Origin of the sequence: Acinetobacter sp. PK01, from assembly GCF_022819285.1 — a bacterium.
GTDB lineage: Bacteria > Pseudomonadota > Gammaproteobacteria > Pseudomonadales > Moraxellaceae > Acinetobacter > Acinetobacter tandoii.
In genome coordinates this window covers 1,887,278-1,913,562 of sequence record NZ_CP094643.1, presented here as the reverse complement: position 1 = coordinate 1,913,562, position 26,285 = coordinate 1,887,278, and the positions used below count along the sequence as shown (strand labels likewise).

Below are 26,285 nucleotides of genomic sequence, written 5' to 3'. Positions count from 1 at the left end.
GGTTTCCCCATTAAAGTTAACGAATATATTGCGTATTTTTTTGATTTACATAGCTTTGAAACTCAGCTATAGAACCGTGGCTTTGTAATAAAGTGGCTAATGACATCACATATTTATAAGCATTCAGTGCCATTTCAGATTTAAGAGCCGTCATAGCATTTTGAGCATCAATGACTTGTGTGGCCGTACCCATATCTTCTTTGAAAGAAAGTGTTTGAATACGTAAATTTTCTTGTGCGGCTAACATGTTTTGTTGCAGTAAAACATGGCTTTGTTGTGCAGTTTCAAGCTCGCTATATGATTTATAAATCATATTTTCGATTTCTTGCTTGGTACGCTCAGTGGTTAACTGTAAAGCGTATCTTTGTAATTCAGCAGCTTGTATATTTTTTTGTTTGTCGATGCCCGAAAATAAATTGTACTGAGCGGCAATACCAACAATCCAGTTTTGATGTTCATCTAAGCTGTATTCACCGAATGCAAATACAGTCGGTTTTTTGGCAGCCGATTCCGCTTTTACTTTTACTCCAGCAAGTTCAGTATCCTTTTGCAATTTTTGAACCAGAGAGGATTGTTCAGGGTAACTCTTTAATAATTGATTAATCGAATGATTTGGGGTTGTATTGACAAAAAGAGGCGTGCTTAATTCTGTTATTTCACTGCTTTGGAGTAGATTATTCAACTGAAACAAGCTGGCTTGCAGGTTAGCTTGGGCATTTTGTGCTAAACGTTCAGCATTATTTTTAGCAACTTCAAATTGCATGCGTTGCCCTTTGCTAATAAAGCCTTGCCGTTCTAATTTCAGCGCATTTTGATAATGTGTTTGCATTGCTTGAGCGTTAAAGCGGCTTGCTGCTAATAATTGTGTCTGTAATTGAGAGTTAAAATAAGCTTGAATAATTTCGAAACGTTGAAGGTCTTGTTGCTGTTTATTATTGATAACACTGCGCTCTGACTGAATTTGTGCCATTTGTTTGGCACTAGAGGTCAACCCGCCAGTATATAAAGGCATAAAAACAGAAACAGTAGGACGTACGACTTGATCATCCAAATTCACAGTCGCTTCATTGGGAATTAATCCAACGCCACGGTCAATGACTTGCCCAACACCATCTTTTAGCGGGTCTGTAATTCCGCTGGGTATGCCACTATTATTTTGCCATTGATCAATTTGATTATCCACGCCCTGAGTAAGCGTATTATCCAGATTGTTTTTTAAGGAGTTTAGGGGGACATCCACTTCATTATGAAAGGCATAAGCGCGTACATTTAAATCTATACGCGGGAGTCCGAGCCCTTTTACTGCTTCGGCTTGCAGTTGAGCAGATTGTTGTAGAGCTTGCGCAGCACGAGTGCTATAGGATTGAGTCAGTATGTTTTGTTCAGCCTCAATATAGCTGATTGATTTTGCATAACTTGGAGTATGAAAGAGCATACTCGTACATAAGCAAATAAAACTAGGGAAAACGGGATTCATCCTAAGCGTTAATTTTCTTGATTTTAATTGAAAACGCTGTGGCATTAATCAAACTCGCATTGTTGTTGTAATGAATTATACAGATCTTTATTTTATTGGTGTAAACGGGCACGTTTACGTTTTGAGTGTTGCAGATGCTAGACTCATTTTCCAGTAAATAGATCATACGATAAATTTAAACTTTTTAAAAAATTACATAGATAAAAATCGTAATGGCAGAATCTGTGCTCAATTCACCTTTACTTGTATTAATACAATAATTTGTATGCTCAATCTACACGTCATAGGAGTGGTATACATGATGAAAAATTATTGAAAGATTTAAAAGAACAACATTTTACTTGGCCTAAAAAGAAAAAAATTCATGTTTAGCGTTATGTTGAATTTGGCTGTTATTTAATAGCTACGATGTTGATTCATGCTATGGTGATGATTTCAGCATTAATTGTACGTATAGTCAGCTACTTAGTGACTGTTAAATCATTTAATAAAGCTATTCCACCTAAAAAAGAATCGATCTTTATTGAAGTTTTGACTTTAAATACCCGATAGCATTGAAATATTTTCAGGATAATTTACTGCAAGCCTGAGCAAGATATGATTAAATGCCATCATTTTATTGTGTTTCACCTCTGAAAGGAAAAATCATGCGCGCGTACAATTTCTGTGCTGGTCCTGCTGCATTACCTACTGCCGTTTTAGAAAAAGCTCAACAAGAGTTGTTGGATTGGCATGGCAAAGGGCTGTCCATTATGGAAATGAGCCACCGTAGCAAAGACTATGTTGCAGTTGCAGAAAAGGCCGAAGCTGACTTACGTAAGCTCATGAACATTCCTGAAAATTACAAAGTGTTATTTTTACAGGGTGGGGCATCACTACAATTCTCTGCAATTCCATTAAACCTGTTGGGTAAAAACAACAAAGCGGACTATATCCATACGGGTATTTGGTCTGAAAAAGCGTTGCAAGAAGCGCAGCGTTATGGCGATATTCATGTTGTAGAAGCTGGAACAAAAATTGACGGCAAACTCGCGATTACGCCACAAAGTCAATGGAATTTATCGGATGATGCTGCGTATGTGCATTATGCAGATAACGAAACGATTGGTGGTCTACAGTTCGCTGGTATTCCAGAAACAGATAAGCCATTGGTGTCTGATTTTTCATCAAGCATATTGTCTGCGCCTTTAGATGTGTCTAAATTCGGGTTGATTTATGCAGGTGCGCAAAAGAATATTGGTCCTGCGGGCTTAACATTGGTCATTATTCGTGAAGATTTATTGGATCAAGCGAAACCAGAAATTCCAAGTTTGTTGAAATATTCTGCTCAAGCTAAAAATGATTCGATGGTGAATACACCATCAACATATGCGTGGTATTTGTCAGGTTTAGTATTTGAATGGTTACTTGAAAATGGCGGTGTAGATGCCATGCATCAAGTGAATCTGCAAAAAGCACAATTGCTTTACGGCTATATTGATTCTAGCGACTTCTATGCAAACCCAATTGCAGAAGCAAACCGTTCAATTATGAACGTACCATTTACTTTGGCAAATCCAGATTTAGAAAAATTATTCCTGAAAGAAGCTGAAGAAAATCACTTGTTGAATTTGGCAGGTCACCGTTCTGTAGGTGGTATGCGTGCAAGTATTTATAACGCCGTTCCTTTAGAAGGGGTACAAGCGTTGGTTAACTTTATGGATGACTTTGCAAAACGTAACGGTTAATCCTAATATGCAAAAACCCATCTGAATAAGATGGGTTTTTTTATTTTAAGCGTAAAATTAAAGAATAAACTGGTGCAGAATATAAGCCGATGACATCATGCCAAAAATAAAAAAAATGCATGACATCACATCAAGGGGGTAGCGTTGTTCAAGTTGAGTTTCAACGCGCTGTAAATTTTCTTCTTGTACGATTTTCATAGATATTTCGTTCCGATCTATATTATCGTTAAATCCTATTGCTTGTTCATATTATAGACATAAAAAATTGATTAAATAAAGTACTAATTTGCATTAATTCGAAAATCGCGCATATTTTAATTTAAATAACTTATCTATATTCAATAAATCTAACTTTTACTCAGTATTATTATAACTAAATGTTTTTATTTGTTTTTTATTTTAAGAGGAATACAGCAGTAAATAAATTTAAAACTGTGGATAAGTGTGCATTATTTGAATTTAAAAAGAATCTTAAAATAAAAAACTGTGGATAAAATATAAACAATGATATGCGATTGACCTTGTTGATTGTAATTAAATAGAAAAAGCGAAATACAAATCATGGATTCGATATGATCTGCATTCCGCTTTTTAAAACGTTATCTTGATGAAAAAATTAGTTTTTTGAGTGAATACTTACTTGAACCCAAATATTGCCACGAATGTATTGACCAATATTAAAATGTTTATATTGATCATCTTTGGTCGCAATACGAATGAGGGTAGCCTCTTGATTTTCATCATGAATAAGCGTGACATCATAGAGTGTATATTCTTGTCCCATAAATTCTAGGCTAGTTTTGCCCACAATATTTCCTTGGAACCAAGCCTCATCTTCTTGCCCCATTTTTTCACCATACAAATAGGCGACCATTTTGGAGAAGTCGACAGTGACGGGCGCTTTATCATCATCAGATTTAGGCTCCCATGCATCTATTTGCTCTTGTAGATTGGCGGGTGCAATACCATCATTTGCAGCCAGAATATCATTCAAGGCACGGTGATGTTTAATTGAAGCTGGATCATCTACCACCAGTTGTTCATGTTCAGAAACTGCTTCTAATTCATAGGCCCATGCATTTAATTGAACCAAATAGGTTTGATCTTTTTGGTATTGATCATGATTCACACTGTAGAGACTATCAAATGCATAAACAATGCTATTGTCGCCTAAGTTTAAACGCAGTACTGCCTGAGTATTAGATTTACAGCTAATAATCCGCTCAATTGAGGCTTTGACTTTATACGGGCTTTCAAAACTTGGAAAAGCGGTCTTCACCGCTTTAGGCTTATTGTTTTCAACAGCAATCACTTGGCAAAGTTGTACTTTTTCCTTGCTAGGACCTTGAATCAGCCATACAGATGCATCCATATCACATTCTTCACGGCAAAGTCCCATTGGCATGATGGGTTCATCAAGCGCCAGACCTAACCATTTGGGAACTTCAGTGGCTGGATTCTCTGTCAGCAGATTCCAATGCTCAATATGACTGCCGAAGTTTTGATCTTCAATGCTGATCATTTCTGGTCTGTTTTGATTTTTCATAAGCACAATTTTGAATGTTCAGTGGCTTTAATCTATTAATCGAGGATGATTTGAAGATTTCAAGTCTATCTGGATGAAAATAAGGGTAAAAATACAAACTAAGTGATGAATCTGGACTGAGAAAGGAAAGCATGTTGTATATTTGTGAGCATCCCAATTTTAAGTTAATGCGTTTTTTCATCTCGTCGGTTATTAATATTATACTTTTCAAGTATATTTAAAATGAACAGCAGAGTAATGCAGAGCTTTTTGTTACACTGAGTGAAATTTTTAATATCGTAGATGCCTGTGTTAGCTTTTAAACTCTGGGTTGATGCTGATGCATTGCCAAAAATTTTACGTGAAGTGATTTTACGTGCTTCAGATCGTTACCAGTTAGAGGTAACTTTTGTTGCCAATCAAAACGTGGGGATTACCCCTTCGGTGCGTATTAACTCCATACAAGTGATGAGTGGCGCAGACGCAGCCGACCAAGAAATTGTATCGCGTATGCAAGCCAATGACATTGTAGTGACACAAGATATTCCATTGGCGGCTCAAGTGATCGAGAAAGGGGGGATTGCCATTCATCCCCGTGGTGAAATTTATACCACTGCCAATGTAAAAGCACGGCTACATTTACGTGATTTTATGGACACCTTACGTGGAGCAGGTGTACAAACTGGTGGCCCACCGCCAATTTCAGAACGTGATAAGCGTGAATTTTCGAGCAGTCTTGATCAAACGATTCAAAAGCAAAAGCGGAAAACTAGCGTTTAAATGGAATTGACTATGCCATCCAAAGCCAATTTGATGTCCACCTATGCCTTATTGGTGTTCATCTGGGCAACCACACCATTAGCCATTGTATGGAGTGTTTCAGACATCCATTTAATGTGGGCGTTGGTTTTGCGATTTTTTATCGCCTTACCTTTGGCTTTGGGACTTATTTATGTACTGAAAGTGCATTTGCCATTTGATCGAATCAGTTTGCGAAGTTATTTGGCAGGTGCCGCCAGTTTTATTGGCTCACAAATTTTTACCTATTTGGCGACCCGTTATTTATCCTCAGGGATGATTGCTTTGATGTTCGGTTTAGCTCCAATTATGGCGGGACTAATAGGTCGTTTTGCTTTTCAGCAACAATTACATCGACTGCAATGGTTGGGCATGACGATTTCGGTATCAGGTTTAGCGATTATTTGCTTTACAGGTAGTCAGCAACATGTGCATCCAATCGGCATTATGCTGATGTTGCTTAGCGTATTTATTTATGCTTTATCGATGTTTTGGGTCAAAAAAGTCAATGCACCAATCAATCCTATTGCGCAAGCGACAGGTTCAATTTTAGTATCGAGCATTGTGGCGGCTTGTTTAATTCCTTTTATTTGGCAGTATGCACCTACTCATATGCCACAAGTAAAATCGATATTGGCATTGTTTTATACCGTAATCATGGCATCTCTGATTGCGATGTTCTGTTATTTTAAATTGGTACAAAACTTACAGCCGACTACCATTTCATTAACCACAGTCATGACGCCAATTCTCGCAATATTGATTGGTGCTCTGTTGAATCAAGAAATGTTGTCGGTAATGGTTTTTGTGGGTGCGGGCATTTTATTATTGGGTTTATTTATCTATTTTTATCGAGATTTGAAAGCGAGCAGAGAGCTCGCTCTTAAACTCAAGCGATCCAAATAATCTGCGAGTTTAATCTTTGGATTGTTCCAAGTCGACGCATTCAGCCAATTTGACCCGATCTTGTGGGTGTAATGTAATAAAATAGGCGCCTGTGCGGAATTTTCCTTTACCTTCGTCTCGGCTGTAAACAACCTGAGCCGTCGCAGCAATGTGAAAGAAGTTTTCAGGATGACTCAAAGTGACATGAATGTAAGTGCCTTCCTGAATTTCACGGTCACTGTGAAAACTAAATCCACTCTCAGAAAAATTGACATGTTCAGGCACAGGTAACATGGATTGTACAATTGCGTCGTATAAAGAGCCTGTAATGAGGTTTAATTTTTGATTGAATAAGGATAATATTCGAGCAATTTGTTGATCTTTTTCAGTTAATTGTTCTAATTCGTAGTTTAATGCCAGATCAAATTGATCTAATTCTGCGAGTAGTAGAAAATAGCGGGGCAAGACAAAATTTGGATCGTAAGGATCATTAAGAGCAACATCATCAGAAATAATCTGATAATTAATTCGCAAGGCAGCATCGATACGTGACATAACTCTACGTTCCGCTGAGGCGCTTTGATGCTGTAAATTTTCCATAATGTATTACCTCGGACTAGATGGTATGTTTAAACCAATCTCGCTGTACATCGGGTTAAGATATACTCGCGCACGGCGTAGCAACCACTTTATTTCTTTTATTGCTCTGGTTTCAATGATCGGTCTCACATTAGGTGTGGCTGTTCTCATTACAGTTTTATCTGTGATGAATGGGTTTGACCGAGAATTAAAAAACCGTGTACTAGGCATGATACCTCAGGCCACTGTTTCATCAACACAAATTTTAACAGATTGGCCTGAACTTGCAAAAAAAGTTGAACAGCATGAGCATGTTAAAGGTGTTGCGCCATTTACTCAATTACAAGGCATGATTACTGCACATGGTCAGGTCTCTGGTCTTATGGTGACAGGTATTGAGCCAGAATACGAGAAAAAAGTCTCGATTATTCAAGATCACATGGTCGAAGGTAATATTGATCAATTGAAAAAAGGCGAATTTGGCATTGTTTTAGGCAAGCAATTAACCGATGCGTTGGGCTTGGGTTTGAACGATAGTGTCACGTTGGTCTTGCCAGAAGCAACGCCGTCACCTGCAGGTGTGGTACCACGCTTCAAGCGTTTTAAAATTGTTGGCATATTTAGCATTGGAGCGGAAGTAGACTCCATGATGGGCTATATTGCTCTGAATGACGCATCAACGTTGCTTCGCTTGCCTGATGGTGCACAAGGAATACGTTTAAAGTTAGATGATATTTTTGTTGCACCACAAGTCAGTAACGAAATTGTACGCGAATTGCCAGGCAATTATTACGCTTCAGACTGGACTTATACCCACGGTAATTTGTTCAGTGCCATTCAAATGGAAAAGGCGATGGTCAGTTTGCTATTGTTCCTGATTGTATTGGTTGCGGCATTTAATATTGTCTCTTCACTGGTGATGGTAGTCACTGATAAAAAGGCAGATATTGCGATTTTAAGAACTCTTGGTGCTTCACCTGCGACCATTACCAAAATTTTTATGGTACAAGGTACAGTCATCGGCGTTATTGGTACTGTAGCGGGTGCGATTTTAGGCATTATTTTCGCAACTGGGATTAGTGGTTTTATTGACTGGGTGAATACAGCACTAGGTTTACATTTATTTGATGCCTATTTTATTAATTACTTACCTTCTTATTTAAGATGGCAAGATGTAGTGATTATTGTCAGCCTATCTTTAATTTTAAGTTTCTTGGCGACCATTTACCCTGCATTACGTGCTGCTAAAATTCAACCTGCGGAGGCTTTGCGTTATGAGTAACGTGGTATTAGAAGCCAAAAATGTGGTTAAACATTTTACGGATGGCAAATCAACGGTTGAAGTGATTAAAGGTCTATCTTTAAAAGTCCATGCTGGTGAGTTTGTTTCGATTGTAGGTTCAAGTGGTTCTGGTAAAAGCACTTTGCTACATGTACTGGGTGGATTAGATCGTCCTACAGAAGGGCAAGTCTGGCTTAATGGCCAGCGTTTTGACCATATGGGAGAAGCTGAACGAGGCTATTTGCGTAACCAGCATCTCGGTTTTGTGTATCAATTCCATCATTTATTACCTGAATTTTCTGCTTTAGAAAATGTTGCGATGCCGCTAATGTTACGTGAAGGGACGAACTATAAAGACGTCAAAGCACAGGCCGAATATTTATTAAATCGTGTTGGGCTATCGCATCGTTTAACGCATAAGCCTGGTGAATTATCAGGTGGTGAACGTCAGCGTGTTGCACTTGCACGTGCCTTGGTAGCAAAACCAGCACTAATGATGGCGGATGAACCTACAGGCAATTTAGATCGGAAAACTGCGGTTAAAATTTTCGAATTACTCAGCGATTTACGTCAAGAATTTAATATGGCAATGTTGATTGTCACGCATGATGAGCAATTGGCACAAACGGCAGATTCTATATTGCATATGCAAGATGGTCTTTGGGCTGAACCGTAATAAAATTTAAATTCTTATCTTGTACTTGAAGCCCACCTTGGTGGGCTTTATGATGTGCGGCACGCATAAAAACAATATGAAAAATAATGATGTATTACATATTAGTCGCTTGGATTTTAGGTATCACGGGTATGGGAAAGGTTTGGGCACTGACAGGTCAAACTTGTGCTCTATTGGCAATAGTATGTTTGATTTTTCAATGTGTTCTCTTTAAATTCCCACAACTCAATTTGCCATCGATTCGATTAATAAGGCTAAGTTTATTGTGTTTGCTGAGTTTTAATTTGGCTTACGTATACGCAGACAGTTCTTTAACACAACGTCTCTCTTTACGTGAATTGACCGCGAAACCTGCTGAAGTGATTGTGCATGTAAAATCATTGAATCAACTTCAATCCAATCATGTTCAACAACAGATTGTTGTACTGAATAATCAAAAGCAACCTGTAAAATGGTTAGCTTATATCCATCCATCATCGGACACTTCGCTCGAATTGGGTCAATACTACCGATTGTATGGAGAGGTGTTACCAGCCCATAGTTATGCAATTGAAGGCGCATTTGATCAAGAAAAATGGTTTTTGCAGCAAAACATCATGGCTGCATTTCGAGTAAAAAAAGCAGAAAAGCTGACTGAACAACAACTTTATGCTATGGGGTTCATGTCCTATTTAAGACAGCAGAACAGTATAGTTGCTGAAATACAGTTGGCCATTGAGCAACAAAGATTAAAGTTGCGAAATACATTACAACAGCAATCCTTGCATCACTCAGGTTTACTTTTGGCGTTGTTAACAGGCGACCAAAGTTTATTGAGCCCCGAAGTTGAAGCGTTATTTAATCGTATGGGACTCAGTCATTTATTGGCAATTTCTGGTCCCCATGTTTTGATTTTTGCAGCAATGTTGTGTTGGATGATTCATCGGTTAATTATCCGTTTTACACCCAGTTGGTATTTACGTTATCCCAAACCTTATTTATTGGTGATTCCATTTTGTATGGGAGTATTGCTCTATACGGCTTTTGTGGGGTTTGAAATTCCTGCATTAAGGACACTGTTAACCAGTTGTATTGTTGCTGTGCTGATTTTATTGAGATTCAAATTACAAGCCCTGCAAGTACTCCTCCTCAGTGCTGCAATTCTACTATTTTTAGATCCCTTTTGTATTCTGTCCGCTGCCTTTTGGTTGTCTTATTGCGCCTGTTTAGTGTTGCTACGAATTTATCAAACCATACAGCAGCAACCTGAGCAGTTGATGCTAACGCGTTATGCACAACTTAAGTTATACATTGCTATTTTATTTGAATCACAATGGAAAATATTTTTAGCGTTATTACCCTTGATGTTGGTTTTCTTTCAACAAGTGGTCTGGATTGCACCATTCAGTAATATGCTGGCATTACCATGGTTAAGTCTGCTTGTTGTTCCATTAAGCATTATTGCGACCCTGTGTTTGTGGGTTATTCCTCCATTAGGAACTCTGTTATTTAAATTGAATGATCTAGGTGTGTCTTTTTTACTTTCAATTTTAAATACTGGTGATCAGATATTCGGTTCAACGGTACAAAATATTGCCATGAGCTGGACAGTGATGTTTGGGCTGATTTTGGGTTTGATTATTCTGTTTTTACCTCGGGGTATTGTGCCAAAAAGTTGGAGCGTTGTCTGCTTTTTACCGATTTTTATACTGGATGAATCAAAACATGCGTTTGAATTACAAATTTTAGATGTTGGGCAGGGGCAAGCTATTTTTTTACAAAACCACAATCAGCAGATGATGATTGATATGGGTGGTCATTATGATGAACAAAAATTTAGTGTAGGACAGCAACTCATTCGTCCTTTTTTAAATAGTAGGGGAATATCTAATTTAGATCAGTTGGTATTGACTCACTTAGACCAAGATCATAGCGGCGCATACTTTTCTTTACGTTCAACTTTGCCTATTCAAACAATTTACAGTAATGAGCAGGTACACGTCATGCCTGAGTCTCAATTCAATTATTGTCATTCAGGACAGGTATGGCAATTAGAGGGTGTCAAAATACAGGTATTATCACCAAAACAGCAGCAATTAACTGAAGTTACTGATAATCAAAATGAGCTTTCTTGTGTGCTCTATGTTCAAGTGCAAAATGCCCAACCGTATGCCAACTTTTTACTTATGGGGGACGCAGGGTGGGAAGCAGAATATCAGATTTTGAAGGACTATCCAGATTTAAAAGTGGATGTTCTGGTATTGGGGCATCATGGTAGTAAAAACAGTTCGGCTTATGATTTCTTAAAACAATTAAAACCCAAAATTGCGATTGCCTCTGCGGGATTTAATAACCGTTATGGGCATCCAAGTAAACTGACTCTACAGCGTTTAAATGAACTTAAGATTCCGCTTTACAACACAATTGACAAGGGAAGTATTCAATTTATACAGGCACAGGATCAAACGATACAATTAAATTTTTATCGTGATCGGCAGCGTTGGCTTAATCGCTAGTCTGTTGTTGTCTAATTTTTGTGACCAATGATATGGCTTGTTCATGAGGTAAGTTATAGAGATTGCGTAGTGCTGGATTGGCTTTAAAACGCTTATAGCTCCAATGATAATGTTCTGGGAAACGTTGAATCAGTTTTTCAATTTCATGATGAATAACTTCTGTACCATCATTGGCACTGCCATGATAAATTTCATCAGAGATTGGCTCTATATGCATGTCAAAGCCATGCGCATCATTACGAATTGCATATAGCAACAATGCTTTAGCTTTAGTTTTTTGAATCAGCTTGGCACTTAAATTACTCGACTCTAATGGTAAACCAAACATAGGAACCAACTCTCCGCCAACATTGGGAGTATGGTCGGGCAAAATAACGGTCGTTCCACCTTGTTTTAATGCTTTAAAAATTTGTCGTACACCCGTTTCATCGGTCGGAACCAGATTCGCTTGTTCGCGGCTGCGTGCACTTCGTACGAAATTATCCGCTGCTGGATTTTTTACAGGTTTATATAGAATCGTCATTTCAGTAAATTGGGCGACCCAAGCATTCATCACTTCCCAAGTGCCAAAATGTGGAACAATCAATACCACCCCTTTTTTCTCAGCCAGCGCATCGTGTAAATACTGTTCACCAGTAATTGAATGAATACGTGAGATGTTTTTCTGATTTTCTGAGCCCCAAATACTAAAGAATTCAAAATAGGATATGAGTTCATTTCGAATGGCGTGTTGGGTAATCAATTCACGTTGCTGGTCAGTCAGTTCAGGTAAAGCAATTTCAAGATTGAGACGAATTGTTTGTGATGTTTTAGAAATTTTTAATACGTTCACTAAACTCGCGAGTGAACGGGCAATCATGCGAGAAATTTGAATAGGTTGTCGACTTACAAATTGGAGTACGCGATCAGTCATTGTTTTTGAAGTTTTGTCAGTCATTGCCTAAAAAATATGAGGATAAGAAATATAAAAACAGTAATTATTATAGGCGAAAATACAGGGTTTAAATAGTTTATTGCGTCTGCATGTATATAATGGGGGTAATTTTATTCATTATTGGATCATATTAAATGTCCGATTGGCCACCTAAACCACAAAACGAAAGTCATATTACACAACAAAATTTAGAAAAGCAGTCAGGAAAAGAATGGCAAATTCTTGAGAAAGCCGTATTGGCTTCCGTGGAAGAGCAACGTCGCGCACGTCGTTGGAGCATATTCTTTAAGTTGCTGACTTTTGCTTATCTTCTCTTCATCTTGGTAATTTTGGGTAAAAGCTGTAGCACTGCTCCTACAGATGTCAGTTCAACTACAGGATCACATATCGCAGTAGTTGATATTATTGGCACAATTGCTGCTGATAAACAAAGTGTGAATAGTGAAGACACCATCAAATCTTTGAAGAAAGCATTCGAGAACAACAATAGTAAAGCCGTTGTCTTAAATATCAATTCACCTGGTGGCTCTCCAGTCCAGTCAGATGAAATTTGGCAAGAAATTCAATATTTAAAACAACAGCATAAAGATAAAAAACTGTATGCTCTTATTGGTGATACTGGTGCATCAGGTGCTTATTATATTGCTTCTGCGGCAGATGAAATTATTGTCAACCCATCGAGTTTAGTCGGCTCTATTGGGGTAATTATGCCGAATTATGGTGTGAATGGGTTGATGCAAAAGTTGGGTGTAGAAGACCGCACAATGACTTCGGGTGAAAACAAAGCAATTTTATCAATGACTCAACCAGTTGATGCTGCGCAGAAAGCACATGTACAAGCCGTATTAGATAATGTACATGATCACTTCATTGACGCGGTTAAGAAAGGTCGTGGCGCCAAATTGAAATCGCAAGACCCTGCCATTTTCTCTGGACTATTCTGGACAGGTGAGCAAGCAGTAAAACTTGGCATTGCTGACCGTACAGGTAGTCTAAATAGCTTGAAACGTGAACTGAAAATCGATAAAACAGTGGACTATACCGTTCAATATAATCCATTGGATTCTGTTCTGGGGCGTATGGGAAGTTCAATCGGACAAGGTTTTGCAACTTCACTCTCAGAGCAAGTTCAAGCTGAGCAAACGACAAAATTACAATGAAACCACTGATCCACTTTGCGCATGCCAATGGTGTGCCATCCAAAGTTTATGAAAAGCTTTTTCATTTACTTAGAGATGATTACGATATTGTCTATGTTCCACTCATCGGAACTGACCAGCGTTACCCTGTGACCAATCATTGGCCGCACTTGGTGGATCAGCTAACCGACAGTATTGTACGTCAGGCCCATGGGCGTCCAGTCATTGGATTGGGGCACTCTTTAGGTTCTGTCTTGACCATGATGACAGCATATAAGCGACCTGAATTATTTCAGCAAGTGATTATGCTGGATCCACCACTGATTATGGGTAAAGCCTCTTTACTGTTCCACACGGCGAAGTTATTTCAACCGAAACTGGTGGATCGTATGACGCCAGCAGGTCTGAGTAATCGCCGCCGTGATCATTGGGAGTCTCGTGAACAGGCAGGTGAAATGTTACGACCGAAAAGCCTATATCAAAAATTTGATGATGAGTGCTTTCAAGCTTATTTAGATCATGCCTTAACCGAAGATGCTGAGCGCGGTGGTGTAACCTTGACCATTCCTAAAGCTGCTGAAGTTGCAATATTTCGTAATACACCATCTTGGTGGTGGTTACCTATGCCGAAACCTAAAGTTCCGATGCATTTGGTGGTCGGGGATCAAAGTGAGTTTCTAAAACACGGTTTTCCGCAAGTTGCCAAGAAAAAAGTGGGTATTCCATTTAGTGTGGTTGAAGGCGGGCATATGTTCCCTCTAGAACGCCCTGAAGCGACGGTAGAATTGATTAAGCAGTTGATTCATCAATAACAGAAAATAAAAAATGCATCCGAGGATGCATTTTTTATTCGAATATTATTCTTTACAGTTTACAAAATTGAATGGGTTCATTCAAAACTTGATTGCGATACATCACGGTATTGGTGTTGTGATATTGCAAGGCACCTGTGCAGATCCATTCTACAACTTGAGGATAGATCAAGTGTTCGAGTTCATGCACGCGCTGTGCAAGTTGTTCGACATCATCATGACGTGCAACTTTCAATACACCTTGTGCCAAAGATTGTCCTGCATCTAACTCTGCGGTGACATAGTGCACGGTACAACCATGATACATATCACCTGTATTTAGCACGCGTTGGTGGGTATGCATACCTTTATAGTGTGGCAAAAGAGAAGGGTGAATATTGAGCATTTTCCCTTCCCATGCATGGACAAACTTAGCACTTAAGATGCGCATGAAACCTGCCAATACCACTAAATCAACATTCCAATCTAATAACTGTTGATGCATCACATCATCAAATGTTTCTCGAGTTGGATATTGTTTGTGCTCAATGACAGCAGTCTGGATGCCTGCTTGTTGAGCACGTTTTAGCGCGTACGCTTCAGGCTTATTGCAAATTACACCTACAATTTGCCCTGATAGACGGGCATCTATCAGCGCTTGTAAGTTACTGCCACTTCCTGAAACAAGGACAGCAATTTTCATTATGCAAAGATTACGCGGACTTTCTCGTCAGCACCTTCAACAGATTCTGCGTTGTCTACGATGTGACCCATAGCCCAAGCTTTTTCACCTTGTTCAGTTAAAAGCGCAATGGTTTTATCTGCATCATTTGCATCAACAGCAATAACCATACCTACGCCACAGTTGAAAGTACGGTACATCTCGAATTGTTCAACACCACCTTCTTTTTGAAGAAGTTTGAACAATTCTGGCCATTCCCAAGAAGATTCATTAATAATCGCTTGAGCACCATTTGGTAACACACGAGGTAAATTACCAGGTAAACCGCCACCAGTGATGTGTGCCATTGCATGAACATCAACTTGTTTGCAAAGTTCAAGAATTGGTTTGACATAAATACGTGTTGGTTCCATTGCTGTGTCAGCAAGTGGGCGGCCATCTACGATTTGAGTAAGATCGACATTTTTCACGTCTAAGATTTTGCGAAGCAGAGAGTAGCCATTTGAATGTGCGCCGCTTGATGCAACACCAATTAAGATATCACCCGCTTTAACTTTAGAGCCATCAATGATTTTGCTTTGCTCAACGACGCCTACACAGAAACCTGCAAGGTCATAATCTTCGCCTTCATACATGCCTGGCATTTCAGCAGTTTCACCACCTACCAATGCACAGCCAGCAAGCTCACAGCCTTTACCAATACCTGTAACGACATCAGCAGCGACATCAACATTTAAGTGACCTGTTGCATAGTAGTCAAGGAAGAATAATGGTTCTGCCCCACACACTAAAAGATCATTTACACACATCGCAACTAAGTCTTGACCAATCGTGTCATGACGGTTTAAGTTCAATGCTAAACGTAATTTAGTACCCACACCATCTGTGCCAGATACAAGAACAGGCTCTTCATAGCCTTTAGGAATTTTACATAGTGCGCCAAAGCCACCTAATCCGCCCATCACTTCAGGACGAGTTGTACGCTTAGCGACAGATTTGATTCGATCGACAAGTGCGTCGCCCGCTTCAATATCGACACCTGCATCTTTATAGCTTAAACCAGTGTTTGGGGTAGAAGTTGAGTTGCTCATAGTGAAGTCTCCGCATTTGCGCGGGGATTATAACCTGAATAAACGAAACTCTTATGTTATTTATGCTCTAAAATGCTATCTTTAATTAAATATTTTACTTTTTATAACGATTAAATCGAAAAAGGCGGGTTTATATGGTCGACCGAACCTTGCGGCGCATTTTTATTCTTACGGGTATTGTACTTATTTTGTGGGTACTCTATTTATTAAAGCCTGTTGTATTGCCCTTTATTGTCGCCTTTTTAGTCGCTTATTTATTTAATCCATTGGTTCAAAAGTTCCATCAGTTTGGATTGCCGCGTTGGTTAGCGATTAGCATCGTATTTATTGGAATTGGTGTAGCCTTAACTTTAGCGATTTCTTATTTGGTACCTTTAATTTGGCAGCAGCTAATGTATGCTAAAAGTAGTATTCCAGCAGGGATTCATTGGCTGAATGATACTTTTTTACCTTGGCTGTCGCGTACTTTTAATTTAGTGCAGATGGAAATTGATAAACATCAATTGTCTGCGGCAGTTATGGACTATATTCAGACCAATTATAGCGCAGACAGTTTACAGGCGATGGCACTGAAAATTGCCCAGTCTGGACTGAGTTTTATTCAAGTCGGTGGGACTGTAGTTCTTATCCCAATTATTGCTTTTTATTTCTTGTTAGATTGGGATCGTATGCTTGATAGTATGCGTCGCCTCATTCCCCGTCCTTATGAAGAATCGACCTTAAAAATTGTGGGTGAATGCCATAGCGTACTTGGTGCATTTGTGAAAGGTCAATTTTTGGTCATGTTGTTGCTCGGTATTGTCTATGCGGTTGGTTTGCAATTAATTGGTCTTGAAGTCGGTCTGATTATTGGTATGGTGGCGGGCTTGGCCAGTATTATTCCTTATTTAGGTTTTGCGGTCGGGATTATTGCTGCAGTGATTGCATCGCTCTTCCAATTTGGATTGGACTGGATGCATTTGGCTTTGGTTGTTGTGGTTTTTATGATTGGTCAAGCTGTAGAAGGTTATATTCTTCAACCTTTCTTATTGGGCGATAAGATTGGGTTATCACCTGTTGCCGTGGTTTTTGCGGTATTGGCGGGGGCACAATTGGCAGGATTCTTAGGGATGTTAATTGCTTTGCCTGTAGCTGCGGTGATTGTGGTGCTGCTTAAACATGCACGAGAATGGTATGAACAGAGTCAGTTGTATGGTACGCAAGCAGTTGTGACTTCCTTTGCTGAAACAAATTCTATTAGTATAGAAACGTCACAAATGGAAGTGGATATTGAAATTAAAGATCAAATTGCGAAAGATCAGCAAGTAGCTGAAAAATCAAGTAACATCGAACCTAAACCATAAAGCGTATAAGGCTTAAACATAAATATGCGTCAACTGCAATTAGATATTGAACCTCAACTTGATGCCCGAATCAGTGATTTTTCTGGTCCGGGATGGGGGCATGTGATTGATGCAATTCGCCAGTTACATGCAGGTTTGATGAATCGCTTTTATGTTTATGGTGGTGCGGGTACAGGTAAAAGCCATTTACTTTCTGCGATTTGTGATTCTTATTTGGATGTGGGGAAATCTGCGATTAAAGTTTCATTATTAGAGCTACTGGATGCGCCTACAGAAGCAATTACTTCTTTAGAACGCTATGATTTGGTGGCACTTGATGATATCGAAGCGATTTGTGGTGTCCCGCATTGGCAAAAAGCAGTATTTCACCTGATCAATTATAATAATGAAGTTGGCGGACAACTGGTTTTTTCCTCTCGCTTTGCACCAATTGAATTGAAATTAGAATTACCAGATTTGCAGTCCAGATTAACCCAAGCGGTCAGTGTCAAAGTTCCGACTGGCAGTTTATATGCAGATCGACAAATTTTAGTCAGTTCAGTGCTGGCTCGACGTGGCATTCATATTGATCAGCAAATTATTGATTATCTTCTGTTACATGGCCCACAGCAGGCTTCGATACTTTTACAAACTTTAGAGCAGTTAATTCAATTGCTTAAAGGCGAAAAGACTAAACTCAGTCATGCCACTTTAAGACAGATTTATGCCTTAATTGATGAATATCAGTAATAGATAAAAGCGCTTGAGTAATTTAAATAGCTATGAGAAAGTACTGATAAATTCGCATCGCAGGGATTTGCGAGCATAGAAAAATAATAGAAATGTAAGTTAAGGAGAACATGATGCTGCAAATCAGCATGAAGCCTCAGTATGTCCAAACCCATTCAAATCTTATCTTAGCTCAGAAAATATGCAGTGCAATCGTGCTGTAGTTGCCTTAATGCCCAAAGAATTTGGCAATTTAGTCAATTTTATTTGTATTGGCATCTTTTAGGCTGTACAGCAAAAGGACTGCAATCAGATTGCATTAAATTGTTTAGAAGATGCAATCTAGAAAAACAAGATAATTAAAAAATTAAGGAGAGATGTATGCTCAAGCAGAGCATTGGTGTGGGAATGTTATGTCTAGCGGGGCATGCTTATAGTGCAAATATTAGTGTCACCACCACTGAAGATGTTGTTAAGGATGATAAAGAATGTTCATTAAGAGAGGCCGTAAACTATATCAATAAAGATATGCCTAAAGAAGGATATTTTGGCTGTGGTGGGGATGATGCAAGTCCTGTCATTTTATTAGAGAAGCAGAAAGTTTATAAACTCAATTCACACTTAAACATTCAGCGTGAATTAACCATTAAAACCAATTATGAGGCTGATTTTAATGAGACGCCTGTTTTAGGTAAAAACAATGCCGTGCTACAAATGCAGGCGAAAGATAATATTTTACGCATTGATGATGGTTCACAAGAGAAGTTACTGAGTGTAGCTCTGTATGAAATCAGCCTACAAGGTTGTGGTCAGGTTCAATGTGCTCAACAAGGTGGACTGATTTATAACAATGAATATTTGCAATTAAGTTATGCAGCATTGTCAGGTGGATATGCTGCTCAAGGTGGGGCAATTTATAACGTCGGTAATTCAACGATAGAAAATACGACGGATAGTTTGGTTGTAATCCAGAATAGTTTGTTTGAGAAAAACTATGCCAATGAAGGTGCGGTTTTATTTACCCAACGTCCTGCTTATAAAATTTTCAACAGTGTTATTCGAAATAATGAGACAGCAAATACTACATCGGCAGGCATTTATTCATCGTTATTATTCAATACCAATCAGTTGCCGACTTCTATATTAAATGTCGCCAATTTTATTAAGAACAGTACTTTTCTACAGAATAAAGGTTACTTGCTGAATTTACGTGATGGCATTGGCTTAAATAACCTGACCATAATTGGGAATACCCAAGGTATCCAGTTTGTTGCTCCTCAGGGAAAAGCTTTTCTGGCAAACAGTATTTTGGTGGGGAATCCGTATCCGATTACAAATCAGCAAGATTGTAAATTTGAGTCTGGTGATCAAAGCATTTTACAAAATAATTTAGTTTCTGCGGTTTGTGGACAAGGATTAGCAGAGTATCCGAATGATATTTTGACCCAAACGGCTTTAGTTGCAGGCAGTACAATTGAAGGAAAATGTAGCAGTGCAAATTTAGACCGACAAAGTTTAGTCTGTCCATTTAATCAGGGAACGAGTGATTTTTTAGGTTACTTTAAGCCACGTTTATTGGTGTCTTATCAAAACTTGAGTGATTCTTTAATCGTTAATAAGGGTAAACAATCTACAGGTTCTGACACTGCACGGGTCGAATGTGAATCGAGTGATCAGCGTGGACAAGTACGTGATTCAAATAATGTCCTTTGTGACCGTGGTGCTATTGAGTTAGTGTTTCCAACAACAATCGCGTTAATCGGGGATGATATCAATTACGGTGAAGTTGCGAAAATGTCTGTTGCCGATTTACTGGGTGATGGCGAACTTTTGCCGAAAGATCAATGTGAAGCCTTATTGGGGACGAATCCAGCGGGTGGTGCTTGGCAAGATGGATGCTTACAGGTTGTTCCAACAATTACTCAGCCTAAAGGGACTTTAACAATAGATGAGGAAGGAAACATTCAGTACAAGCCGAATGGGAACTGGCACGGTGCTGATATTTTCAAGATTCGCTTAGTCACCACCACGACACGATTCAATGATTCTCAAAACCCTTATTTAGAGATAAAAGTGCAAGTCTCTCAGGCACCAGCTGGACAAATGGAAAGTAGTAAAGTGAAAACTTCGGGCGGGAGTGCAGGGGTATTCAGCTTATTCGGTTTATTGGCATTGATCGGATTACGTCGTTACAAGAAATAGGCAAGGGAATTGACCGTGAAAAATTATAAAAAAGGTTTACTGACATTAATGGTACTTTCTGCAATGTCATTGATGGCAGCAGAAGATACATTTATTCATGTCACTACGTTTGATGATGAAGATGGTGAGAATCTAAATCAATGTTCTTTACGCGAAGCCATAAAAACTGCCGCCGATAATAAAGCTTTTGGTGGATGTAATGCAGGTGATACACGTTTAGGGCAAAAAGATCGGATTCAGTTAAAAGAGGGCACTTATAAGTTGAAGCGTGAATTGGTCCCGCAATCCGTGATAGAGATTTATGGTGCCGAACCGCTTGATTATTCCAAGAAACATGTATTGACCAATACTTATCCTGCCACGACCGCGATTAAAACAACCATCAGTGGAGAAAATCAAACACGGATTCTGAATAGTTCTTTATCAAAATATGGGGTTTCATTTAAAAACTTAACGTTGGCGAATGCGGTAAGTACGGGATTGGGTGGAGCTATTTATGCTGGTGCAGACATTAATTTGTCTAATGTTGCAATTGTAAATTCACGTGCAGCACAAGGTGGTGCAATTTACCTTGATGGCAACATCGCTTTGACTATCGATCATGGTTTAATACAGGGTAACCAAGCAGGACAGGGTAGCGTTCTAGCAATGACGTGCCTGAATAATTTGTTATTCACCAAGCCGAACATTACCATTCAAAACAGCAGTCTTGTGGCGAATGGTGCAGCGAATAATCAGAGTATGTTGGATCTTTGTGGTGAAGCATCAATATTATTACAAACCAATACGATTGCTAAAAATCAGGCGAATAGCAGTACAGGGGCAATCATTAAAAATGTCTCTTCGAATGCCACGCAGGCCAATTTAAGTGAAAATAGCACGCTGACATTGCTCAGTAATACCATTGTTGAGAACAATGCGGCCAGTACACTACTTTACGATCAATTAGGGAGTAAAAATATTTCGTTTAATGTGTTGGCTTATAACTCGGGGCAGTCATGCCGTTATGCTTTGAATAACGGGAATGTGACCGATGCCAAGCTCAATATGAGTGCAATCAATAATGCTTTGCAATTGGCCGCTGTAACAGGGCAATGTAATCTGCCGAAGGTGGCTTATGAAAGTAATGTTTCTGGGACCAACACCAATATTGATGTCAGTAATATTTCGATGGCAACATTACTGACTACATATACAGAACCGAATGCCAATACTGAATATCTACCGCTGTATTATCCTAGAAATAATCAGACAGCAAATGATTTGGTCAATCTAGGTACCGTAGGATGTAGTGATGTTGATCAACGCGGATTTAGTCGCATTACGGATGCCACATTAATTCTCAATCCGAGTATGAAAAATACATGTGATATTGGTTCGGTTGAGCTGATGCGTCTAACTGCAGCAGATATTATTAATTTAAAAAATTTATCTTATTCACAGATGATCGCTGACTATCAGCGAGCGATTGATTTATATCAAAAACGAATTGATGATAAATCGACGGATGCAAAGTATTTAACACAATATCAAGCTGAATTGAGCGCTTTTAAGGATTTGAAGAGCAATACTGAAAAGTATGCCAAGTACCGTGCAATTTATATTGATCCATTTGCGCTAGCATTGCCAGATGAACAATGGGTCAATAACGAGTCTCAGGTTCAGGCATTGAATGCAGAAAATTATACGATTAATACCCAAGTTTTAGGTGTGGGGCATTATTCTGGTGAAGGCAGTAACTTCCAATTTATTGGTGATCAAGATCCGAAGTTAAAATGTGAATGGGTACCAGAACTTAAACGAATCATGTTTTATCGACTGGATGACAGTATTTCTACCATTGGTGAAAGTGCATTATGTATTTATCGTATTACCTCGAAAGCGGATACAACTAAAACCACTTCGGGTTTATTAAGTGCAAGTTTTACCAATATTGCTCCTATTGCAAAAGAGGATACTTACAGCTTGCAATATGGGTCTAGCCAGAAAATTTCCTTGCATCCACTTGAAAATGATTTTGATGATGATGGTCCCAAAGGCAGTATTGCTGGATTGAATAAAGCCGATTTTTATCGTAATGAAGCGGGTCAAGAATTGGCAATTCGATTGGATAGTTTACCCAGTGCTATGATGGTTGACCCGTCAGTTCCGCATGGACCATGTCCTGGAAGTGCCATGCGAGATACTTGTTATTCGAGCGACTTGGTGGTGCAGGTAAAAAATAATTACAGCCCATTCGACCAGATTTTGGAATATACCGTATTTGATGCGGAAGGCTTGGCTTCAAATCGAGCAAAAATTTATTTAAATAACACAGCTAAGAATACAGTCACCTCTGGCGGTGGCGGCGGTTCAATTGGATGGTGGAGTTTATTGGGTTTGTTGGGTTTAGGTTTATATCGCCGTCATAGTCAAACAAAAAAGCGTTAAATTAAGTATTGGTATTAACTTCATTGCGTAGTGATGAAGTTAATATTTAAGTGTTGAGTAGAATATAAAAAGCCAATCTTACTTATTGTAGATTGGCTTTTATATATGGTTATTTATTGCTGTTAAAGCGTTCTTAATGCTGTTCAATGGTATGGTGTAAGTATTTGTTCATATACTCTTCACGTATAGTAATACGTTCTTCGGGTGTCGCTTTTTGCATGCGCGCGCGCAAATCATTGCGTTCTTGGCTACTCATTTGTTGCCAAGTTTCGCGCATTTTCTGTTTTTCTTGTTCAGGTAATTGCGTAAACCAGTCCATACGTTGTTGTAAGCTATTGCTTTGTTCATCAGGAATTTCTTTAAGAGATTGATAGCGTTTAATCAATGCACGCTGTTCTTGTTCAGAAAGCGTTTCCCACGTCTCAGCCACTTGAGTATTGGCATCTTTAGAAAAAATCCAAAAACGTTCGAAACCTGCAAAACTTGTTTGCAAGAAACCGAGTGCACAAAAAGCAAAAGCTAACCGTCTAGCTGCCATGTGGAAACTTGTCCTCACCTAAAACCATTAACATTTCCAAATCTTCAACCATTTGTGGAGAAAGTTTTGGTGTTACTACAACTTGATTCTGTGGTTTTTCAGACATATCGAAAGAATTCGGTAAAACCACAATTCCTGCAATTGCTGCTGCAAGAGCAAACCCAGTCATTTTGAAATAGACAAAGCGAGATGATTTTTGTTGCTGGATATGATCCAGAACATGATTCATCACGACAGGTTTTGCCTTATGTTGCTGCGCAAGACCATCAAGTTTACAAGTGACTTGTTTTAAGAAATCATCCTGTTTCATTCAGATGACCCTCCCGAATATGGATTCAAATGCGATAATGCGGATCGCAAACCTTGAATCGCGCGATGATAATGTGTTTTTACACTGCCTTCACTACAGTTCATAATTTGAGCAGTCGTTTGCGTATCAAAACCTTCCCAAGCCCGAAGCATAAACGCTTGCTGTTGACGAACTGGTAGTTGGCGAATCGCAGCTTGAATTTCTTCAATCGTGACAGCCTGATCCAGAAATTCAAGTGGACTAGGGGTTGCTTCATCAATAACATCCTGAATCTCAAGATCATCTTCATCTAGGCTCACCTTTTTGAAAAATGAAAAAGGCTGAGAACGACGAGCTTCTTTACGGCGCCAATCTTGCAGTTTGTTATTTAAAATGGTGTAAAACAGGGGATACCATTCTTCAGTCGACTTCTCTGAATAGGATTTATGCAAAGAAATAAAGGCTTCTTGGACTAAATCCATTGCGATTCCTTGTTGTCCTTGCGTTGCATTTTCCATCATCACGAGTGCACGTCCAGTCACGTCTTGCATAAAATTTTTCAGACGTTGTTCAGCCGTACTTTTTAAAGCACTTAAATTTTCAGGCTGAGACTGCTTTGGCGCTAAATCCATAGAAATGGAAAACCCTGTCATTGGATTATCACCATTATTTCCAATACATATCCTTAATAACGTTGGAAATAATGGTTTGGTTGACAATATCCGTTATTATTTTTTCAAGTGTAATCTATTTTTGAAATTGGGCGGGACAATTTAAAATAAAAAGTGTATTAGATACGTTGACGTACCATTTCAAATAAGCAAACAGAACCTGCAATAGCAACATTTAGTGATTCTTGCCCACCTGGTTGTGGAATTGCCACAGCTTGTGCATGTGCAAGCGCATAGTCTGAAGCACCTTGACCTTCATTGCCCATGATCCAGACGCATGCTCGCGTTAAATCTTGAGCATATAGACTGGTTGAGCGATGTGAACTGGTTACATAGACAGGAATTTTGAACTGTGGCAAAACTTGTTCCAGCTCGACATTTTCATAAATATCTAAAGAGAAGTGAGCCCCCATACCTGCACGGAGTACACGTGGTGACCAAAGTGCAGCCGTACCTTTAGTGGCAATAATTTGCTGAACGCCTGCTGCAGCTGCAGAACGGAGTAAAGTACCGACATTGCCTGGATCTTGGATATTTTCCAAAATCAAAGTATCTAAATTGTATTGCAATGCCTGAGAAGAAGATGGCAAATCGATAATGGCAAGACACGCAAGGGTAGTGCCTAAAGTGCTTAAATCTTTGTATAAAGATTCACTTAAAATAAAAATTGAACCATGATAAAGACGTTGGATTTCTTCTAGGTCTGGGTGTTGTAGTGCGAGTTCCGTGGTAAAAATGGCATTGATTTTTTTTTGCTCTTGCAACCATGCCAAACACAAATGTGTACCTTCAAGCACGGTTTGACCTTGCTTTTTGCGATATGTGTTTTGCTCAATTAAGCCACGTAAGTGTTTAATTTTTGGGTTGTCTTTCGATTCTAAAAAAATTATAGGCATGTTTGCTAGAGTCCACAGAAGTAGGCATAAAACCTACTTCTGTTTTTTAAATTAATTGTGGTATTGAGTTACTAGATCAACTTCATTTTTTGAACCAATAATTACAGGTACACGTTGGTGTAACTCTGTTGGTTCAATCTCAAGAATACGAACGCGACCAGTTGTAGAAGCACCACCTGCTTGTTCCATTAACATACTCATTGGGTTGGCTTCGTACATCAAACGTAAACGACCCGCTTTTTTCGGATCTTTAAGGTCGTATGGGTACATGAAGATACCGCTACGGCAAAGAATACGATGAATATCACCGACCATACATGCAACCCAACGCATGTTAAAGTCTTTTTCACGCGGGCCAGTTTTCCCTGCAAGTAATTCATCAATATAACGTTTTACCGGTTGTTCCCAGTGACGTTGATTAGATGCATTGATTGCATATTCTTTGGTGTCTGCTGCCACCTGAATGCTGTCAGTAGTTAATAAGAACTGTTGAGATTCAGGGTCGAAAGTAAAGAAGACTACGCCTGCACCTACAGTTAATGCCATCATGGTCGATGGACCATAAAGTACATAGCCCGCAGCAACTTGATGGACACCTGCTTGCATGAAATCTGCTGATTGAGTCACGGCATTTTTAGCTGGAAGAATTGAGAAAATCGTACCAACACACATGTTGATGTCGATGTTGCTTGAACCATCGAGTGGGTCAAATAACACCAAATATTCACCATTTTCTTGCGCAGGTGTGAATTCATCAAGTTCTTCTGACGCCAAACCACCGACATGTGGGTGAACTTTTAATGCATTAATTAAATAGTCATTTGAAATCACATCTAATTTTTTTTGTTCTTCACCTTGCACATTTTCATGCTGCGCACTGCCTAATACCCCAGCAAGTGCACCTTTTTGTAAAGCTTGGTCAATCGTTTTACACGTATTTGCAATAGTATCAATGACTTTTGCAAGTTCAGGTGTAAGATTCCCAGTTTGTTGTTCTAAGAATTGGGAAAGGGTGAGGTATGCCATGGCAGGAAAACTCCGAGTGAAAACCAATCAAATTGAGCAAAAAAAATTTAGACAGCTATTTTAGATGAGAATGCTACAAAAGAAAAATTAAACTCGATTAT

General features: G+C 39.0%; 24 protein-coding genes. 12 read left to right on the top strand and 12 right to left on the bottom strand.

Going from position 1 to position 26,285, the window contains the following annotated elements:
• Nucleotides 1-16: 16 nt before the first annotated feature.
• Complete coding sequence (locus MP622_RS09085; protein ID WP_243790596.1) at nucleotides 17-1,435, bottom strand: TolC family protein; 1,419 nt, start codon at nucleotides 1,433-1,435, stop codon at nucleotides 17-19.
• Nucleotides 1,436-2,124: 689 nt separating this feature from the next.
• Between MP622_RS09085 and serC the strand changes: the two genes are divergently transcribed.
• Nucleotides 2,125-3,204, top strand: coding sequence for a 3-phosphoserine/phosphohydroxythreonine transaminase (gene serC, locus MP622_RS09080; RefSeq protein WP_044740150.1), 1,080 nt, complete (start codon nucleotides 2,125-2,127; stop codon nucleotides 3,202-3,204).
• Nucleotides 3,205-3,261: 57 nt separating this feature from the next.
• On the opposite strand, the gene MP622_RS09075 is transcribed toward serC, so the two are convergent.
• Nucleotides 3,262-3,402: a hypothetical protein gene (locus MP622_RS09075; RefSeq protein ID WP_016165926.1), complete on the bottom strand. Its 141-nt coding sequence runs from the start codon at nucleotides 3,400-3,402 to the stop codon at nucleotides 3,262-3,264.
• 418 nt (nucleotides 3,403-3,820) lie between these two features.
• Nucleotides 3,821-4,750 carry a hypothetical protein gene (locus MP622_RS09070; RefSeq protein ID WP_104440979.1) on the bottom strand — a complete coding sequence of 310 codons (930 nt, stop codon included), beginning with the start codon at nucleotides 4,748-4,750 and terminating at the stop codon, nucleotides 3,821-3,823.
• A gap of 282 nt (nucleotides 4,751-5,032) precedes the next feature.
• On the opposite strand from MP622_RS09070, the gene MP622_RS09065 reads away from it, so the two are divergent.
• Both MP622_RS09065 and MP622_RS09060 read left to right on the top strand, forming a co-directional pair.
• Nucleotides 5,033-5,509 carry a YaiI/YqxD family protein gene (locus tag MP622_RS09065; protein ID WP_016165928.1) on the top strand — a complete coding sequence of 159 codons (477 nt, stop codon included), beginning with the start codon at nucleotides 5,033-5,035 and terminating at the stop codon, nucleotides 5,507-5,509.
• A 12-nt stretch (nucleotides 5,510-5,521) separates the two neighbouring features.
• Nucleotides 5,522-6,433 (top strand): EamA family transporter, encoded by a 912-nt coding sequence (locus MP622_RS09060; protein WP_243790594.1) that lies wholly within the window; start codon nucleotides 5,522-5,524, stop codon nucleotides 6,431-6,433.
• 9 nt (nucleotides 6,434-6,442) lie between these two features.
• On the opposite strand, the gene MP622_RS09055 is transcribed toward MP622_RS09060, so the two are convergent.
• Nucleotides 6,443-7,012, bottom strand: a complete 570-nt coding sequence (locus MP622_RS09055; RefSeq protein WP_016165930.1) for a PilZ domain-containing protein — start codon at nucleotides 7,010-7,012, stop codon at nucleotides 6,443-6,445.
• 25 nt (nucleotides 7,013-7,037) lie between these two features.
• On the opposite strand from MP622_RS09055, the gene MP622_RS09050 reads away from it, so the two are divergent.
• The 3 genes from MP622_RS09050 to MP622_RS09040 all read left to right on the top strand — a co-directional run bounded on the left by MP622_RS09050 (nucleotide 7,038) and on the right by MP622_RS09040 (nucleotide 11,444).
• A complete protein-coding gene (locus MP622_RS09050) occupies nucleotides 7,038-8,273 on the top strand; it encodes a lipoprotein-releasing ABC transporter permease subunit (RefSeq protein WP_243790592.1) in 1,236 nt (411 codons plus the stop codon).
• Entirely contained in the window at nucleotides 8,266-8,949 is a 684-nt protein-coding gene (lolD, locus tag MP622_RS09045; protein ID WP_104440976.1) for a lipoprotein-releasing ABC transporter ATP-binding protein LolD, read from the top strand. Before MP622_RS09050 ends, lolD begins: the two co-directional genes overlap by 8 nt.
• Before the next feature lie 86 nt (nucleotides 8,950-9,035).
• A complete protein-coding gene (locus tag MP622_RS09040; protein WP_243790591.1) occupies nucleotides 9,036-11,444 on the top strand; it encodes a DNA internalization-related competence protein ComEC/Rec2 in 2,409 nt (802 codons plus the stop codon).
• Here MP622_RS09040 and MP622_RS09035 read toward each other — a convergent pair.
• Nucleotides 11,434-12,381, bottom strand: coding sequence for a lysophospholipid acyltransferase family protein (locus MP622_RS09035; protein ID WP_243790589.1), 948 nt, complete (start codon nucleotides 12,379-12,381; stop codon nucleotides 11,434-11,436). The two genes, MP622_RS09040 and MP622_RS09035, sit on opposite strands and share 11 nt — an antisense overlap.
• A gap of 131 nt (nucleotides 12,382-12,512) precedes the next feature.
• Here MP622_RS09035 and sppA point away from each other — a divergent pair, with 131 nt between their 5' ends.
• On the top strand, nucleotides 12,513-13,538 hold the full coding sequence (gene sppA, locus MP622_RS09030) for a signal peptide peptidase SppA (RefSeq protein WP_016165935.1): 1,026 nt from the start codon (nucleotides 12,513-12,515) through the stop codon (nucleotides 13,536-13,538).
• A complete protein-coding gene (locus tag MP622_RS09025; RefSeq protein WP_243793492.1) occupies nucleotides 13,529-14,329 on the top strand; it encodes an alpha/beta hydrolase in 801 nt (266 codons plus the stop codon). The genes sppA and MP622_RS09025 overlap by 10 nt, the downstream gene beginning before the upstream one ends.
• A 52-nt stretch (nucleotides 14,330-14,381) precedes the next feature.
• On the opposite strand, the gene purN is transcribed toward MP622_RS09025, so the two are convergent.
• Together purN and purM are read right to left on the bottom strand one after the other, a co-directional pair.
• Nucleotides 14,382-15,014, bottom strand: a complete 633-nt coding sequence (gene purN / locus MP622_RS09020; protein ID WP_044740142.1) for a phosphoribosylglycinamide formyltransferase — start codon at nucleotides 15,012-15,014, stop codon at nucleotides 14,382-14,384.
• Complete coding sequence (gene purM / locus MP622_RS09015; protein WP_016165938.1) at nucleotides 15,011-16,081, bottom strand: phosphoribosylformylglycinamidine cyclo-ligase; 1,071 nt, start codon at nucleotides 16,079-16,081, stop codon at nucleotides 15,011-15,013. The genes purN and purM overlap by 4 nt, the downstream gene beginning before the upstream one ends.
• Before the next feature lie 134 nt (nucleotides 16,082-16,215).
• Here purM and cxpE point away from each other — a divergent pair, with 134 nt between their 5' ends.
• The 4 genes from cxpE (at nucleotide 16,216) to MP622_RS08995 (ending at nucleotide 22,764) form a co-directional block, all read left to right on the top strand.
• Nucleotides 16,216-17,424: a chloramphenicol efflux transporter CxpE gene (gene cxpE, locus MP622_RS09010; RefSeq protein ID WP_104440971.1), complete on the top strand. Its 1,209-nt coding sequence runs from the start codon at nucleotides 16,216-16,218 to the stop codon at nucleotides 17,422-17,424.
• Between the two features lie 24 nt (nucleotides 17,425-17,448).
• Nucleotides 17,449-18,153 carry a DnaA regulatory inactivator Hda gene (gene hda / locus MP622_RS09005; protein ID WP_016165940.1) on the top strand — a complete coding sequence of 235 codons (705 nt, stop codon included), beginning with the start codon at nucleotides 17,449-17,451 and terminating at the stop codon, nucleotides 18,151-18,153.
• 360 nt (nucleotides 18,154-18,513) lie between these two features.
• Nucleotides 18,514-20,334 (top strand): rhombotarget A, encoded by a 1,821-nt coding sequence (rbtA, locus tag MP622_RS09000; protein ID WP_243790587.1) that lies wholly within the window; start codon nucleotides 18,514-18,516, stop codon nucleotides 20,332-20,334.
• 15 nt (nucleotides 20,335-20,349) lie between these two features.
• A complete protein-coding gene (locus MP622_RS08995; RefSeq protein WP_243790585.1) occupies nucleotides 20,350-22,764 on the top strand; it encodes a CSLREA domain-containing protein in 2,415 nt (804 codons plus the stop codon).
• A 133-nt stretch (nucleotides 22,765-22,897) separates the two neighbouring features.
• On the opposite strand, the gene MP622_RS08990 is transcribed toward MP622_RS08995, so the two are convergent.
• From MP622_RS08990 to MP622_RS08970, 5 genes are all read right to left on the bottom strand, one after another.
• Complete coding sequence (locus tag MP622_RS08990; RefSeq protein ID WP_016165943.1) at nucleotides 22,898-23,302, bottom strand: DUF3106 domain-containing protein; 405 nt, start codon at nucleotides 23,300-23,302, stop codon at nucleotides 22,898-22,900.
• Nucleotides 23,292-23,612: a hypothetical protein gene (locus tag MP622_RS08985; protein ID WP_243790584.1), complete on the bottom strand. Its 321-nt coding sequence runs from the start codon at nucleotides 23,610-23,612 to the stop codon at nucleotides 23,292-23,294. Before MP622_RS08985 ends, MP622_RS08990 begins: the two co-directional genes overlap by 11 nt.
• Entirely contained in the window at nucleotides 23,609-24,223 is a 615-nt protein-coding gene (locus MP622_RS08980) for an RNA polymerase sigma factor (protein ID WP_026441292.1), read from the bottom strand. Before MP622_RS08980 ends, MP622_RS08985 begins: the two co-directional genes overlap by 4 nt.
• A gap of 158 nt (nucleotides 24,224-24,381) precedes the next feature.
• Nucleotides 24,382-25,158: an RNA methyltransferase gene (locus MP622_RS08975; protein WP_243790582.1), complete on the bottom strand. Its 777-nt coding sequence runs from the start codon at nucleotides 25,156-25,158 to the stop codon at nucleotides 24,382-24,384.
• 51 nt (nucleotides 25,159-25,209) lie between these two features.
• Nucleotides 25,210-26,184 carry a class 1 fructose-bisphosphatase gene (locus MP622_RS08970; RefSeq protein ID WP_243790580.1) on the bottom strand — a complete coding sequence of 325 codons (975 nt, stop codon included), beginning with the start codon at nucleotides 26,182-26,184 and terminating at the stop codon, nucleotides 25,210-25,212.
• Between the last annotated feature and the right edge of the window lie 101 nt (nucleotides 26,185-26,285).